A 13,173-nucleotide genomic window follows, 5' to 3' on the forward strand; every position below is an offset into this window, starting at 1 on the left:
CTGACAAAACTATCAGGATCCTCGCCCGGCGGCAGCACTGCCGCTTTGACTTGAATTTCCGGCACACTGAGAGCAACACGCACGGCAGAGAGCGTCGCTTTTTGGCCGGCGGAATCACCGTCGAAAAGAAGTACCACTGCCGCCGTTGCTGCCTTCATCAACTTTAACTGGGCGCTGGTAAACGCCGTACCGAGACAAGCTACCGCCTCGGGAAATCCCGATTGCCATAGTTGCAGCGTGTCCATGTAGCCCTCGACGACGATGGCACGGCCGCGACTACGCATAGCAGTGCGGGCGGCGTCGAAGCCGAAAAGTGTGTGGCTCTTGTCGAACAGCGCCGTTTCGCGGCTATTTAGGTACTTGGGCTGAGCCCCGTCCATCGTGCGGCCGCCAAAACCAATGACGCGGCCATGCTGATCACGAATGGGGATGGTGACGCGGCCACGCAGAAAATCGAGTGCACGCCCATCACGCGCCGAAGCGGTCGCTAGCGAGCAGGAGATCATGTCTTCCTCGCGGAAGCCTTTCTGGCGCAAATGCCGGACCAGTCCGTAGCTCTCGCGCGGCGTCATGCCAAACCCGTAGGCGTCGATGTTTGCCGCGCTAAAGCCCCGCGCCAGCAGGTAGTCACTGGCTGCTTGACCGGCAGGGCTCTGCCGCTCGGCCACGTAGAACTCCTGGGCCGCCTGCATCATAGCGTGGAGTGAGGCCTCTTGGCGGCGACCACCGCGACGGCTCAAGGCGGCTTCCAATTCTGGAGCTTCGATGCCGTATTTGCCGGCAAGATGCTTGAGCGCATCGACAAAGCCGAGGCCCTCCGTCTCGCGCACAAAGGTGATGGCATCGCCGCTTTTCTTGCAACCGAAACAGTAAAAGCTGTCACCGTAGAGGACGAAACTGGGTGATTTCTCGTTGTGAAATGGGCACAGCCCCTTAAGGCGGCCGCCGCTGTTTTCAAGACGCACCTTTTCGCCGATGACCGTTTCTAGGTTCACGCGGGTCAGTATTCTGGTTTTGACGTCCTGTAGTGCGTCTGACATCGGCTAAGTCATCCTCGGACCTGGGTGGTCGGGGGGGATGATAGCGGTGGACAGGGCGCGCTACAACTCAGGAGCGAACTTTTTGCTGACCCGGTCACCAAACTCGCAGAGATTCTTAACGTTTGCCAAAATTAAATATTCTGGACGCGCTGGTTGGTCGCGGTAGGCATGGACGATTCCTAAGAACTGGTGACGACGCGGTGACCGGCAGAGATTTTTCGGGTCTTTTTCCTCATCGATCTCCGTCAGTTCCGTCGCTGATACAAAGGTCACATGATCGCCGCGGTTATAGATCTGAAAACCCTCGCCCAAAGATTGTTGCAGCTGATCCACTAGCTTGGCCGTTGAGATCACTTGCTGCTCTTTGCGGTAGTAGGCGATACCAAAATAAGGTGTGACCATGGCACCCTGTGGGTCGAGTAGATAGTACGCGTCGATGCCACCATAGATCTTGCCGGTGTCGACTTTGAATTTGCAGGGTGCCGCCGCGAAGTAGAGGGTTGCCTTGTCCTTACGCGGATCGCCGAAGAGCATGCCCAGCTTATTCACGCGCAGCCCCGCTCTGTAAGGCTTGCTATAGCCAAAATTGTCAGCGAGGTCTTTGGGCTCCAGATTGGCGAACCCAGCAAAAAGGTTGGGATGATTACCAATCAGAACAAAGCTAGCCTTGGTGCCATCGGCCTTGGCCTTCTTGATTTTGTTGCAATTAAAGTTGGGTGGGGACAGGTTTTTCAGAGGATGCGAGCGGTTAAGGCCGATCCCAGCGAAAAAAGCCTGGTCCCGCTCGGTGAACACCGGGAAGGGTTGGTCCGGCCCGAATGAGGCCACGGTCAGGTAGCGCCTGCATTGGCTAATCATCTGATCTGGTTTGGTATTTTCCGATTTAGCCGTCTGCAGCGCCTGCTTCTTGCACCCGATATAGAGGTCGGCGCCGGGAAAGTTTTCGCGACAGGCAATAAGTGCCACCTTGAACCTACGCTTGCCCCCATCCTCCCTTTTCAGTAAGTCGAGGGCACTACGGCGACAACTTTCGAAACTCTCGAGCGTTTGCGTTGCCTGGTCATCCTGAGAGGCAGGTGGGTCTACAGGCTTGGCGATCGTCGTGGTCGCTGCTAAAAGCCACAGGCCACAAACGAAGAGTGGGAAGGTTTGGCGGGGGTGTTTGGTGCTTGGTCGCAAACCGATCATAGGTGTCTCTGCTTTCCTTGTTCAGCTCCGCGTGTGATTTGGTCTATAGAGACGATAGCGAATTGTTGAAGTGTTTGCCAATCTTGGAGGTTTAAGTGCCATCGTTTGATATCGTCAGTGAACTCGACTTGCAAGAAGTCGACAACGCTGTAAATACGGCGCAAAAAGAGATTAGCCAAAGGTTCGACTTTCGCGGCGGTAAGTCGTCGATCACTCTGGAGCGGGATGCCAAGAAGATCAAAATCGTGGCCGATGATGACATGAAGCTGCGCTCGATCCACCAGGTGCTTGAGGGCAAACTAGCAAAACGCGGGGTCGATCTCCGTGGCCTAAAATACGGCAAAGAAGAGAGTGGCAGCGGTGGCATCATCCGCCAAGAAATTCTGCTCAAAGCCGGACTGGACAAAGAAGAAGCCAAAGAAATCAGCAAAGTGATCAAAGACGGCAAACTCAAAGTCCAAGCCCAGATCCAAGACGAGCAGGTGCGCGTCACCAGTAAAAGTATCGACGAGCTGCAGGCCGCCATTGCTGCTCTCAAAAGTGCTCAGCTCAAGTTTCCTCTGCAGTTCACCAATATGCGTAGCTAAAGAAGTAGGTTTCACTCATGGGATTTAATTGCGGCATCGTCGGTCTGCCTAACGTCGGTAAATCAACCATTTTCAACGCTCTGACTGCGGCAGGTGCGGCGTCAGCGAACTACCCTTTCTGCACGATCGACCCCAACGTCGGGCGCGTCGATGTACCGGATCCACGACTTGATCAAATTGCCTCGGTCATCAAGACCTTGAAGACGATACCGGCCAGTATGGAGTTTGTTGATATCGCCGGACTGGTCCGCGGTGCCTCGCAGGGCGAGGGTCTTGGCAACCAGTTTCTCGGTCATATCCGCGCGACCGATGCTATTGTCAACGTCGTGCGCTGCTTTGAGGATACCGATATCACGCATGTTGAGGGATCGGTAAATCCGGTTCGTGACATCGAAACGATCCAAGCCGAACTCATCTATGCCGATACCGGCACGGTGGCGAAAGCTCTGGAGCGTTACCGGAAATTCCTCAAGGCGGGTAAAAAAGAGCACATCGCCATCGTAGCCATGCTCGAAGCCCTGGATACCCATCTGCAAGCGTTGAAGCCGGGACGGACTTTTGACGCGATGCCCTTCGTTGGGGATGTGCACGAAGTGCTCGAAGCATGGCGCGATCTGCATCTCTTGACGACTAAACCAGCGATTTATGTGTGCAACGTTGACGAAGCCCTAGCTGCTGGTACAGGTGACAACGAATACACGAAGCAGGTGCGTGATTACGCCGCCAAAGAGGGCGCTCAAGTCATTCTCTTGTGCGGTAAACTCGAGGAGGAAATCAGCACCATGGCTCCCGAGGACCGCCGTGAGATGATTGCGGCCCTCGGCATGAAAGAGCCCGGACTCAACGCGCTCATCCGCGCCGGTTATGCCACGCTGGGACTAGCCACCTATTTTACTGCCGGTGAAAAAGAGGTGCGCGCCTGGACGATCCACCACGGCGATAAGGCGCCGGCAGCCGCAGGTAAAATTCACTCGGACTTTGAACGCGGGTTTATCCGGGCCGAGGTCTACTCCATCGCCGATCTATTGAAAGCTGGCTCGAAAGTTAAACTCAAAGAACTTGGCCAGATCCGTTCTGAGGGCAAAGAATACGTCGTCCACGATGGCGACGTCATGGAGTTTAAGTTTAATGTTTAGTTGGCGTTGGCTCAGGCAGTGGCTTAGACATTGGCCCTACTTGCTATTGCCTCTTCTTGGGGCCTGCGTTCTTATGCGCACGGCTCCCGATAGCGATCCCGCGGCCGCTAAGAAGTCGGCACCTGAGGCCTTGCTCGTTGCTGTGCAGCTGCTTGGTGGTGGCGTAGGTGAACAAGCGCAGCAGGTGCTCCGCGATCTGGATCAGGCAGAGGCAACAGCTACCCCAGGCGAACTTGGTGCGATTAAGAAATTGCGGCCACTGGTCGAACGCCTCACGGCCTCTGACCCAACCCTGTCGGCCAAGGACTATGCGCGCGCGGCTCGGGTGATGAACCTCATTGCACGCGATCACCCGGACGATTTTGATTTGCAGTTGGCTACGACCAAGGCTCTTGATTTTGTCGGACAGATTCTCCACTCAAGCCCGACACAGCTGACGAGCCCTGAGGACGAGAGGGTGGGAGCGCCCAATGCCTTGTCCCGAGCACTGAGTTTGGTTGGGAAATTCCCAAGTCAGTCGCGTGCTCATGCTCACCTGGCAGAGGTGTTGACCGCTAGTGGGGGCGATCAGCTGACAGCGATGCGTAGCTTTGTGCGGTGCTTGCAACTCGATCCCAATAATAAGGAATGCCGCTCCGGACTGCGTGTACTGACCAAAGAGTACACCCGTGCAAGGTGTCGCGAGTATCGCTCCGATGCAGTGACAGTGTATCGCGCTGCGCCCAAAGCTAAAGGCCGTGGTTGGCAGCGTGTTACCGTTGGTAAACAAATTTTAATGATGGATAAGGCGCCGCTGCTCAATGGTACCGATATTGCTGAAGTGTCGGATCTGCCAGGACAACGCGGTCAATCCATGATGACGCTGCGGCCAGCGGCTGCGGCCCGCTTTGAAGGCTGGACGGAAGAGATGGCGCAAAACGAATCCTATTTAGTGGTGCAAGTCGCCGGTAAAGCTGTAGCGGCGCCCCGGGTGCTGAGTGCCGCTGGCAACGGACAACTCACTCTAAACGTAGCGAGTGCGACCGTCGAAAAGTCTTGCAGGCTGTTTGAGCGTCGTCGCCTACCCGACGATATCGCGTCGATCTTGCGTGACTGACGAAAACATCGAACTAAAATCATAAATTATTATTCATTTAGGAGTGTGCTCATGCAAAAGATAACAAGTTACCTCCAAACCATACTCTCTTGGGCTTTTGTAGGTGCGGCCCTAATGACTCTGATCGCGCCCTCCATAAGCCGTCTACTCATCAGTGCGCCGGTGAGCTTCGGCGTCAATTGTGAGCCCGCGGCCAACTGGTCGATGGCCGCGCTGATCAGATCCCAATTGATCGGCTTGATACTCGGTGGCCTCTCCGGCGTCTTTGCCTCGATTTATTTTCGTAAGTCCAAATCCAAGTCTGCTGAGCCAGTGAGTAATTAGCTCAGGCCCTGCCACAGCGCTTTAAATACTGCTAAGCTAGAGATCATCAAAACCTAGTTAAAAGCGGCATTTATAGGGGGTTGGCATGCGCTATGTGATTGGCCTCGCTATAGTTTCGTCGCTCTTTTGCGCCTGCACCAAAAAGAAGACGCCGCGGCCAGGCGCCTTTGCCATCGGTGAAATCCCAGCTCTTTCCAATGTGAATACGCCGACCATTAGCTGGACGGCATCCGATGGCGCCACGACCTATGACCTCATGATCGCCTCCGACAAAGACTGTCAGACTAGCGAGCAAACGATAGGGTCTTTGGCGGATCTCGATGTAACCGTCACGGCCCTGGCTGATGGCACGCATTACGCCTGCGTTACCGCCGTCAACAGTAGCGGGATCAATTACGCGACCAATAATGGCGTTGAGTTTGCGATCGATGCGACTCCTCCTGAGGCCTTTACCATCACAGGTCCCACCGCCGTCTCTGGTGTAAAACCAACGTTGACGTGGAGTGAGGCCAAAGGCGCCACCAGCCATGATATCAAGATCAGCAAGCAGAGTGACTGCTCGTCGCCAACTATTACTAAAGCAGATATTGCCAATACTGAGCTTAGCTACACTCCCGATGACAATCTCGATGACGGTGTCACTTACTACGCCTGTGTGACGGCTAAAGACGCCGCTACTAACACCACTACTGCAACTAATGACAAGTTTAGTTTTACGGCGGGACATTGGCGCGCCATTGCCACCCCCTCTGGTTTTGCGCCCAGAACAGGTCACAGCGCCGTGTGGACTGGAGACGGCACCAGTGTCAAAAATGGCAGTATGATTATCTTTGGTGGCATGGATGATAACGGTGATTCCCTCGCTACAGGGTCCAAGTATGAACCTTCTACGGACAAGTGGACAGCCATCAGTACGACGGGAGCACCGACAGCTCGCTACGGACATGCTGCCGTGTGGACTGGCAGCAAGATGATCGTCTGGGGCGGTTGCACGGTCGGAGGATTTGGCGGTTGCTCTACTTATAGTGCAAACGGTGGCATTTATGATCCTGCTACAGACTCCTGGACGGCATTAACCTCATCCGGTGGTCCGACCAGTCGTCTATCACCGGCGACGGCTTGGACTGGCAGGTATTTCATAGTTTGGGGTGGTGAAGGTATCGGTGGTCTTACCGTGAATGACGGAGCCATCTACGACACCCAAACGGCGACATGGTCTAGTATGGCCACGGCCGCGGCGCCGAGTGATCGCGTGTTCGCGGCGTCATCCTACGGTGACGGCAAATTCTTCGTCTGGGGTGGTGTCACCGAATTTCAGTACAACAGCTCTATCGCCTATTCTTACCTGGCAAACGGCGGTGTTTATGACGTCGCCACCAATACGTGGAGTGCAACGGCAGCTACCGGCGTTAACACCGATAATCGCTACAATGCCACCGCTGTGTGGACGGGATCGCATTTTGTCGTGTGGGCGGGTGTCTATGGCCTCAACTTCGCCAATACCGCGAATGGCATGTCTTATGATCCAGATGCGAATCAATGGGCGCGCTTAAACCCTACAGGTGTCACTGATAAACGTACTGAGCACACAGCCGTCTGGACGGGATCCAGTGTGCTGATCTGGGGTGGCTATAACGTGGTAAATAGTGCCTCGGTTCATCTCGCCACCGGTGGCACCGTCAGTCCAGAAACGGGAATCTGGACCGACACGAGCTCCGTGAATGCGCCAACGGCTAGAGCGAGTCACACGGCGGTGTGGACGGGGGATGCGATGTTGGTCTGGGGTGGCTACGGTAGCAGCAACACGTCGTTTGCTAGCGGGGCGCTGTACTTTCCGTAACACCAACTAATCTGACTTTACTCTTGGGTACCAAGAGCCGAGTAACCTGCCGCCGCACGGTAAACCTGCACCGGACGCAAGGCCAAGGGACGCTCACCGCCGATAGGTAAATCATATCCCAGCTGCCGCAGGACGTTTAAAGCGGCATGCGCGCAGTTATGTCGCAGTAAATCGTAGTCACTGCCGTAGTCATCAGCGAAGGGATGGGCGTAGGGGCTCTGATCATACCACAGGAGAAATTCGCTCCATGCTGCGGCGCTGGGACGCGGTAGCGGAAGGCGCTCGGGATCTTTGCCGTGTTTTGCCCGATCGACCGCGTAGTCATTACCCATTGCATAACTGATGTAAATATCGTCACTGGCGGCGACTTCGTTCGTAATGGCGATCGCTACATGACCGAATCCCAGATTTTTGTTGTCCCAGTATAGTAGCTCAACAGACGGCGTTGCGTCAGTTAAGCTGAGCGCATCGGCATTCTTGAGTGTGGACGGTGCCTGCGACGGCGCCCCACAGGCACATAGGATCAGAGCAACAAAAAAACATTGAGCACTTTGGTAGAGCCACTTCAGCATGAATCATCCTCGCATGGCGTCGGTGAGCGCTGAAAGCTCAAACGCTCTGTCACGGGCTATTGACGATGGCACTTGATTGAATGGCTCCCGAGAGGCTGCCCGTGTTGTTGTGCCACTCGAAAGCATCCATGATGCCAAAATACAGGCGCTCTGTCCCGGTGGGAACCACAACCTTACGCATCTCCCCAGAGGCTATCTTGCCCGTACCGATAAAAAATACTTGCCCAATTGCCGGTTTGAGTAGGCTCAAATTACGTGCGTCCTCACCGGTAAAGTCGAGTCCAGCTGGTGCCGGTAGCGGTGAGGGATCGTCGGCGCCGAGGAATACGCCGAGTAAGCTGTTGATCGGAGCGCGCACGTCTGATTTGCCGTAAGCACCTGCATTCAGGTGCGCCACGACTTCGCCCTTCGTGCCATCGGCATCGGTCGGAGCATCCGAGCCATGAGAAATCTGACCGCTCACGGTGAAGGCGAGCGCTTGTCCAGGTATCAAACAGCCCTTTGTGGCCGAGGCCACGAGCACAGGATTTTGCTCAGGTGCCTGATCAACCGTCGTATAGGTTTGAAAATTGCCCGTGGGGATGCGGTAAATGATGCGCGTGCCTGCAGCGACTCCAGCTAACCAAAGATTAGCCGATGCTGGTATTTGATATTCCTGGCGACACTCCACGGGTAGTTCCGGGGTGGAGCCTTGGCTGGCATCGGGGGGTGTGGGTGAGCTTTTGGGTCCAGATTTTTTCGCATCTTGCGCTGGGCTAGGGCTTGGTTTTTCCCGTGCGGGTGTTTTACCGCTGTTGCCAGCGAAGTTTGATGAGGAGCAGGCAACGAGGGTTAGAGCGCTCAAGGCAATCGCAACCATAATCATGCCTTTGGATTGCCGCATCCGACCAGTCTCTAACGTGGATCTCCCCTTGGCCATAATCTCATCCTCCAGCCTTAGGGCCGGGCAGAACTTCGGCAGAATCACCGAATATATTTAGGCTTTGACCATACTTTGCGGTAACACAGCGCTCGGGCTGTTGATACTGCCAGCAATTCCAGCAACGTAAGCCTCTGGCACCAAATTAGGTAACGGAAGTGCTAGCGCGCCGGCCCTGGTGCTCTGGCGCTCGTTACTCAGCCGGACGTTGATATTTTGCAGGAGGCGACGCCACTGGGGCGGCAATGGCTTAGGTGCCGTGATGGCTATAGTGCACCGGGGCAACGCCTGTCTCACGAGAGTTAATTCAACGGCATTACGCAGTCCAAAGTCGTCCAGTGCAAACGTTAATGACGGACCTGCCGCGTACAATTTTGCCCGCACTGCTGCGAGGAGGATCCGGTGTGCTCGCTCATCAATGCCGTTATTAAAAGCACCCTCAGCGGTGTCTATGTCACTCAAGGTTAGGCCTTGGACGGATGGATCTGCGGCACGCGGAATCCTTAGCGCACCGTAGCCTCCCGACGGGACGTAGCTCGCAACTTCGTGACGCGCGTTGATGTGAGCCAACGGGCCGTCGTACCACGTCTGACCAAGAAATCCGCAGGTGCTCAGCACAAACGTGCGTCGCTCCGATCGAAGATGTTGCAACCATGAGACAGACTCGGTCCATGGTGCACTGATCGCTAAGAGATCTACGTCTAAGTTTTCCTGATGGAGCTCCGTCAGATAGATATGATCCGTTAAACGCCTGAGCGTGCCGACGGCTCCTTGATCGAGTGCAATGGCGTTTACTGCCGCCGTACCATCGTCCTTTAAAATGAGGCTAATCGTCGGTAGCTTGCCACCACTGTCGTCGATATCGAGACCAGGTTCATTGTGGCCGCGGCAAATGCGTACGAAAATGCTCAACGTTCACGCTCACTGCTACGACTAGCGAATGCATCGAGAAAGGCGCTATGACCTGGATTACGCCAAATGGTCGCAAATAGTTCTAATTCTGCCGTGCGCGCTGCGGTCGCATCCTGATGGGTTGCATGCCAGAGCATCCTCTTCTGTGCAGCAAGTGCCGCGGGGTCGAGGGCAGCGAGGTCAGCGCAGAGTTTAGTCACAGCCAAATCCAAGGCGGCACTGTCTTTACAAACTTCGTGTAGCAGTCCGCATGCCACGGCCTCAGTGGCGCTGACACTTTCGGTCCGGAACAGCATGCCCTGCGTGCGGCCAAGGCCAACAAGTTGCACCATGCGGCAGGCGCTTCCGTATCCGGTGGCGAGTCCAGCCTTTAGTTGACGAAATTCAAGCACTGACCGCTCCGTTGCTAGGCGCAAGTCGCCGGCCAAGGCGAGCTCAGCACCACCACCGATGGCGGCGCCATCAATGGCTACCACCACAGGAATCGGTAATGCAGCGATAGTTTGCAGTGCGTCGCTCATCGTGGTCACGTAGGCCTTAGCCTCGTCACCATCGCGCAGAAGCGCGAGTTCCTTGAGGTCACCCCCAGCGATCCACGTGGCCTCATCGCCTTTGATGACGGGTGTCGCACGGATGACTAAAGAGCGTGGCTTGTGACTAGCGTCGCGCAGAGCGTGCGCCGCGCGTAGTAACTCCCGTGCCAACGTCGTGCCGAGCGCATTGCCGCGCTCGGGGCGGCTGATGCACCAGGTTTCGTGGCTGCCGCAGTCTACTCTTGCGATGTAACTCATGATCAGCCTCCGCCGGGAGTTGCGCTTAGAGCCAAGTCACTTGGCTGACCTGACAGTCACCGATGGCTGTTTGCCGCTCCTGACCATTGACTACCGTAGTCTCGGTAAATTCAACCGCAAATATGGACGACCAGAACACAGCGCTGTCACTGCGCTCACCGGAGCGGAAGGTAAAGTTGACCTTGGCGTCGCCAGTCGGTGCCACAAAGGCAACTTGAGTCGGGTAGGGGACCACCGTCCACTCCGCTCCGGAGAGTTGATGGGAGGCGCGCCGCTCATAGGGGGCAGCATCGAGGGGGTAGTAATTGATCAGTCCCTTAAGCTTCACGCCGGGACGGTCGACGCCGTAGCGTAGTTCCACGGAGCAGCGCTGCGGGTTAAAGCCCCCACCTTGGGGTATCCAGCCGTCGTAACGGACGGCTACAGGTGATTGGGTCGCTAGGGCAGCCAACAAAGGGACGATTGCGATAGGCGCGGTGGTCATGATTTTGGGATTCTCCGTTGGTTGAGCGGCTTTCACTAGCCATCTCAGGCGGTCATACCCCAGGTCTAGACGGGGATCCACAAATTGCTCGTTACTCTATAAATCAGTCGTTACACTTGGTAAACTATAGACAAGCCTCGGTACATCCGCATTCTTCTAGATCTCTGCTCTTGATCTCTGCCGCCGCCTTAAGTATTCAATAATCAATGATTTTTGTGCTTAATTTGGGATTATTCCTTTGCTGACTGGTAGCTATATGCATGCTGATTCTGACAATGCCGCCGCCCTGATGGCCACGGTTCAAGGCTCTAACGTTGTTTTGGTTGGGGCTTCTGGAGCTGGCAAATCTGCGGTTGGTAGACTTCTTGCGCGACTTTTGGGATTCGGCTTCATCGACCTCGATCAGGAGATTGAGGTGGAGGCGGGCGACTCCGTTGAAGCTATTTTTGCCGCTCGGGGTGAGGACCAATTCCGCCAGCTAGAGTCTCAAATAGTTAAAAGACTCGGTGGGTTACGCTCACACGTCGTCGCCACAGGCGGCGGTGCCGTCATGGATGATGAGAACTGGGGCCTGCTGTCGCAGCTAGGTGCTGTGGTGTGGCTCAATACGCCTGCTGAGGAAATCGCCCGGCGCCTGCTCGCCAACGAGAGCGAACTCATGCGGCGCCCCCTATTGGCCGAGGTCCTCACGCACAAAGACACGGAGACTAAACACAAACTTTTAACCGAGCGCATCAACGCGCTGATCGGCTTTCGTGCGGGTCGATACAGGCAGGCTCACATCACCGTGAGTGATCATTTCTCTACCCCCCAGTCTACGGCACAGCTCGTGCGCTCTAGTCTTATCCAATCTGGATTTCTCAAGTCCTCAACAGAAGTCAAACCCTATGATCGTTGGCACATTCTTTAATACGTAGGCGTGAGCTTACGCCGCACTCATGGATGAGTGTGGATGATGAAGGGAATCATGTTCGACGTCTCCAAAGCCATGGAAAAGGTTGCGGCGGGACCGTGGCGGGCTAGCCTTATGGTCCTTGGCGCTAGCTTTATGACGGCATCGGTCGTGTCGGCCGGCCTTGGCTATTTGGTGACTCCCAGCCTCGAGAAGAGGTCTAGTGCCGCACGGACCATGAGTCCGAGTAGTTTGCGCCTGCCGGAGCCAACACCGACACTGACTCAGCCGGCGATCGATACCATCGTCAACCGCAACATATTTAGCTCTGAGGGCAAGGCGCAGTTAGGGGTCGCCAGCAAGTCAGTCACTAAAGGTGACGGTGATAAAGCCGTGGAGATCGTTAAGTCAGAGCTGCCGATTGCTCTTACGGGAACCATCTATGGTGGTGATCCCCAATCTGGGATCGCTCTGATTGAAAATACCACGAAAAAAACGGTCAACAGCTTCATGGTTGGCGACACGATTTTAAAAGATGTGACGCTCAAAGAGATTCACAAACAAAAGATCATCGTCGATAACAACGGACGCCTCGAATTCGTCGAAGTTGTACAGGAAAAACTGGTTCGCAGTCGACGGGCAAAAAAAGCAGCAGCTACCGCAGCGTCTGGGTCTGAGACGGTCGCTCCCATCGCGACTGAGCCACCGCCACCGTCATTTAAAGAGGAAGGCTTTGAGCGCAAAGAGCGCGAGATCACCATGTCTCAGGCTTACAGGTCTAAACTGCTGACCTCAGATTTCACCAAAGTGCTCCAAGATGCCAAAGCTAGCCCGAATATGGTCGACGGCGAATTAAAGGGTTTTGTCATGACACGAATCCGGAAGGACTCGATCTATGAAAAAACTGGACTGCAAAATGACGACATCGTCACCGAGGTCAACGGGGTTCCACTCACCGATACGGCGCAGTCCATCCGCCTTTTGCAGTCGCTGCGCGGCGAAAGTGAGATCGAGGTGCGCATTATTCGTGCAGGTACTCCACTTAAATTCAATCTCAACGTCAAGTAGGTCAGTGAGGAGACCATCATTAACCCAGCCATCGCCCAAATGTTAAACCGCATCCGCCTGTCGCCAGCGCATTTTGAAGCTGGTGTACGTTGGGCTGGACGTGCGTCCTTGGTGTTGGCCGGGTCTTATCTCGCTGCGAGCTTCGTCTCGGCTTATCTAATGGGTCAAATGCTAGAGTCTGCCGTTAGCGTCTACAATACGATGAGCCGCAGGAAGATCACCACCGCGTCGATCAATCTGAGTACCTCGATCAATTACCGGGACATCGAACACGCGATCGAAGAGCGCAACCTCTTTAACTCTGGCGGCCAATTTCCAGAAGAG

Annotated in this window: 15 protein-coding genes; 8 read left to right on the top strand and 7 right to left on the bottom strand. The window is 55.2% G+C overall.

What is annotated here, in order from left to right:
- Together dnaG and FJ146_17535 are read right to left on the bottom strand one after the other, a co-directional pair.
- Positions 1-1,040: DNA primase (gene dnaG, locus FJ146_17530; protein MBM4253771.1), on the bottom strand; the 1,040-nt coding region annotated here is incomplete at its 3' end.
- 60 nt (positions 1,041-1,100) lie between these two features.
- Positions 1,101-2,228: a hypothetical protein gene (locus FJ146_17535; GenBank protein ID MBM4253772.1), complete on the bottom strand. Its 1,128-nt coding sequence runs from the start codon at positions 2,226-2,228 to the stop codon at positions 1,101-1,103.
- Positions 2,229-2,323: 95 nt separating this feature from the next.
- Between FJ146_17535 and FJ146_17540 the strand changes: the two genes are divergently transcribed.
- From FJ146_17540 to FJ146_17560, 5 genes are all read left to right on the top strand, one after another.
- Positions 2,324-2,815, top strand: a complete 492-nt coding sequence (locus FJ146_17540; protein ID MBM4253773.1) for a YajQ family cyclic di-GMP-binding protein — start codon at positions 2,324-2,326, stop codon at positions 2,813-2,815.
- 17 nt (positions 2,816-2,832) lie between these two features.
- Positions 2,833-3,951, top strand: coding sequence for a redox-regulated ATPase YchF (gene ychF, locus FJ146_17545; GenBank protein MBM4253774.1), 1,119 nt, complete (start codon positions 2,833-2,835; stop codon positions 3,949-3,951).
- Complete coding sequence (locus tag FJ146_17550; protein ID MBM4253775.1) at positions 3,944-5,047, top strand: hypothetical protein; 1,104 nt, start codon at positions 3,944-3,946, stop codon at positions 5,045-5,047. Before ychF ends, FJ146_17550 begins: the two co-directional genes overlap by 8 nt.
- A 51-nt stretch (positions 5,048-5,098) precedes the next feature.
- Entirely contained in the window at positions 5,099-5,371 is a 273-nt protein-coding gene (locus FJ146_17555; protein ID MBM4253776.1) for a hypothetical protein, read from the top strand.
- 85 nt (positions 5,372-5,456) lie between these two features.
- Positions 5,457-7,211 carry a hypothetical protein gene (locus FJ146_17560; protein ID MBM4253777.1) on the top strand — a complete coding sequence of 585 codons (1,755 nt, stop codon included), beginning with the start codon at positions 5,457-5,459 and terminating at the stop codon, positions 7,209-7,211.
- A gap of 17 nt (positions 7,212-7,228) precedes the next feature.
- Here the strand turns inward: FJ146_17560 and FJ146_17565 are convergent, their stop codons facing one another.
- From FJ146_17565 to FJ146_17585, 5 genes are read right to left on the bottom strand one after another with little or no spacing between them, the layout of a single operon-like run.
- Positions 7,229-7,783, bottom strand: a complete 555-nt coding sequence (locus tag FJ146_17565; protein ID MBM4253778.1) for a hypothetical protein — start codon at positions 7,781-7,783, stop codon at positions 7,229-7,231.
- A 49-nt stretch (positions 7,784-7,832) separates the two neighbouring features.
- The gene (locus tag FJ146_17570) at positions 7,833-8,702 is read right to left on the bottom strand and encodes a hypothetical protein (protein ID MBM4253779.1); all 870 of its coding nucleotides are present in this window, start codon (positions 8,700-8,702) and stop codon (positions 7,833-7,835) included.
- Between the two features lie 57 nt (positions 8,703-8,759).
- Positions 8,760-9,614 (bottom strand): hypothetical protein, encoded by an 855-nt coding sequence (locus FJ146_17575; protein MBM4253780.1) that lies wholly within the window; start codon positions 9,612-9,614, stop codon positions 8,760-8,762.
- Positions 9,611-10,405, bottom strand: coding sequence for an enoyl-CoA hydratase/isomerase family protein (locus FJ146_17580; GenBank protein MBM4253781.1), 795 nt, complete (start codon positions 10,403-10,405; stop codon positions 9,611-9,613). The genes FJ146_17575 and FJ146_17580 overlap by 4 nt, the downstream gene beginning before the upstream one ends.
- Positions 10,406-10,430: 25 nt before the next feature.
- A complete protein-coding gene (locus FJ146_17585; GenBank protein ID MBM4253782.1) occupies positions 10,431-10,889 on the bottom strand; it encodes a hypothetical protein in 459 nt (152 codons plus the stop codon).
- A gap of 238 nt (positions 10,890-11,127) precedes the next feature.
- Between FJ146_17585 and FJ146_17590 the strand changes: the two genes are divergently transcribed.
- The 3 genes from FJ146_17590 to FJ146_17600 all read left to right on the top strand — a co-directional run.
- The gene (locus FJ146_17590) at positions 11,128-11,799 is read left to right on the top strand and encodes a shikimate kinase (protein MBM4253783.1); all 672 of its coding nucleotides are present in this window, start codon (positions 11,128-11,130) and stop codon (positions 11,797-11,799) included.
- Between the two features lie 42 nt (positions 11,800-11,841).
- On the top strand, positions 11,842-12,849 hold the full coding sequence (locus tag FJ146_17595) for a PDZ domain-containing protein (protein ID MBM4253784.1): 1,008 nt from the start codon (positions 11,842-11,844) through the stop codon (positions 12,847-12,849).
- A gap of 39 nt (positions 12,850-12,888) precedes the next feature.
- Positions 12,889-13,173 (top strand): hypothetical protein (locus FJ146_17600; GenBank protein ID MBM4253785.1); only part of this gene is annotated, 285 nt, incomplete at its 3' end.

It is taken from the genome of Deltaproteobacteria bacterium (assembly GCA_016874735.1).
In the GTDB taxonomy this organism is placed as follows: domain Bacteria; phylum Bdellovibrionota_B; class Oligoflexia; order Oligoflexales; family CAIYRB01; genus CAIYRB01.